Consider the following 2,160-nt stretch of genomic DNA (forward strand, 5'->3'; position numbering starts at 1 on the left):
GGCCGTAGCCGGTCGGCGAGTGGCAGACGCGGGCGCAGGTGTCGACGTTGTTCACCCCGAAGCCGGCGCGAATGATTTTCTGCACGAGGTAGGCTTCCTCGTTCGTGCAGCGCGACGACGTGATGCCGCCGACAGCCGTGCGGCCGTAGTCCTTCTGGATGCGGCGGAACTCGGAAGCGACGCGATCGATCGCCTCGTCCCAGCTAACCTCGCGCCATGGATCCGTGATCTTTTCGCGGATCATGGGGTTCAAGATGCGGTCCTGATGGGTGGCGTAGCCGTAAGCGAAGCGACCCTTGACGCAGGAGTGGCCGCGGTTGGCTTTGCCGTCCTTCCACGGCACCATGCGCACGACTTCCTCGCCGCGCATCTCGGCCTTGAAGGAGCAGCCGACGCCGCAGTAGGCGCAGGTGGTGATGGCGGAATGCTCGGGCTGGCCGATCTCGATGACGCCCTTCTCGGTCAGAGTGGCGGTCGGGCAAGCCTGCACGCAGGCGCCGCAGGATACGCACTCGCTGGCGAGGAAATCCTCGCTCATGCCGGGCGAGACGCGGCTATCGAAGCCGCGGCCGGAGATGGTCAGCGCGAAGGTGCCCTGCACCTCCTCGCACGCGCGCACGCAGCGATTGCAGACGATGCACTTGGAGGGATCGTAGGTGAAGTACGGGTTGGTTTCGTCCTTCGCCATCCAAAGGTCGTTAGCGGCGCCATCCATCTTGGAGAAGACGTGGTTGTCGCCGTTGTAGCCATAGCGCACGTCGCGGAGGCCGACGGCGCCAGCCATGTCCTGCAGCTCGCAGTCGCCGTTGGCGGCGCAGGTCAGGCAGTCGAGCGGGTGGTCGGAGATGTAGAGCTCCATCACGCCCTTGCGGATGGCGGCGAGGCGCGGCGTCTGGGTCTTGACAGAGATGCCCGGTGCGACGGGCGTGGTGCAGGAAGCCGGCGTGCCGTTGCGGCCCTCGATCTCGACAAGGCAGAGACGGCAGGAGCCGAAGCTCTCCAGCATGTCGGTGGCGCAGAGCTTGGGGATGGCGGTACCCATCTCCATGGCGGCACGCATGATCGACGTGCCCTCCGGTACGGACACCTCGACGCCGTCGATGGTGAGCGTCACCATCTTCTCGGACTTGGACTCCGGAGTACCGTAGTCGGTCTCTTTGATCAGCGCCATGGGTCCTACTCCGCTGCCTCGGCCAGCTTCCGCGCCGGCCGGCCAAAATCTTCCGGGAAATGCGTCAACGCGCTCATAACGGGATATGGGGTGAAGCCGCCCAGAGCGCAAAGGGAACCGAACTTCATCGTGTTGCAGAGATCTTCGATCACGGCGAGGTTACTGGCCGTATCTTGCCCAGCCATGACCTTGTCCATGGTCTCGCGGCCACGCGTGGAGCCAATACGGCACGGCGTGCATTTTCCGCAGGATTCGATGGCGCAGAAATCGAAGGCGAAACGCGCCTGCTTGGCCATGTTGGCGGTTTCGTCAAACACGACGACGCCGGCATGGCCGATGAGGCCGTCCCTGGCAGCAAACGCCTCGTAGTCGAAGGGGGTGTCGAACAGGGCGCGCGGGAAGTACGCTCCGAGAGGGCCGCCGACCTGGACCGCCTTCACAGGACGGCCCGACAGCGTGCCGCCTCCAATGTCGTCGATCAGCTCACCCAACGTGATACCGAACGCCGTTTCGAACAGACCGCCAAACTTCAGGTTGCCGGCCAGCTGAATGGGCATCGTACCGCGCGAGCGACCCATGCCGTAATCGGCGTAGGCTTTCGCCCCTTCCGCAAGGACGTAGGGCACCGCGCAGAGCGACAGCACGTTGTTGATGACGGTCGGCTGGCCGAACAAGCCTTTGTGAGCCGGCAGCGGGGGCTTGGCGCGCACCAGGCCGCGCCGGCCCTCCAGGCTTTCGAGGAGAGACGTTTCCTCGCCGCAAACGTAGGCGCCCGCTCCGATGCGGACCTCAAGCTCGAAGGCGTGGTTCGATCCGGCAACTTTGGGGCCGAGGAAGCCCGCCTTCTTGGCGGCGGCGATGGCCGCGTTCAGGGCGATGGCGGCGTGGGGATACTCGGAGCGCAGATAGATGTAACCGCGGGTTGCGCCGACGGCGATGCCGGCGATCGTCATGCCCTCGACCAGGAGGAAGGGATCGCCTTCCATGAT

General features: G+C 65.0%; 2 protein-coding genes. Both read right to left on the reverse strand.

What is annotated here, in order from left to right; translation table 11 throughout:
* Positions 1-1,171: 2Fe-2S iron-sulfur cluster-binding protein (locus QZV93_RS17510; protein ID WP_295560005.1), on the reverse strand; the 1,171-nt coding region annotated here is incomplete at its 3' end.
* Positions 1,172-1,176: 5 nt separating this feature from the next.
* The coding region (locus QZV93_RS17515) for an NADH-ubiquinone oxidoreductase-F iron-sulfur binding region domain-containing protein (RefSeq protein ID WP_295560007.1) at positions 1,177-2,160 on the reverse strand (984 nt) is incomplete at its 5' end.

Source organism: uncultured Hyphomicrobium sp. (assembly GCF_902826555.1).
Classification (GTDB): domain Bacteria; phylum Pseudomonadota; class Alphaproteobacteria; order Rhizobiales; family Hyphomicrobiaceae; genus Hyphomicrobium_C.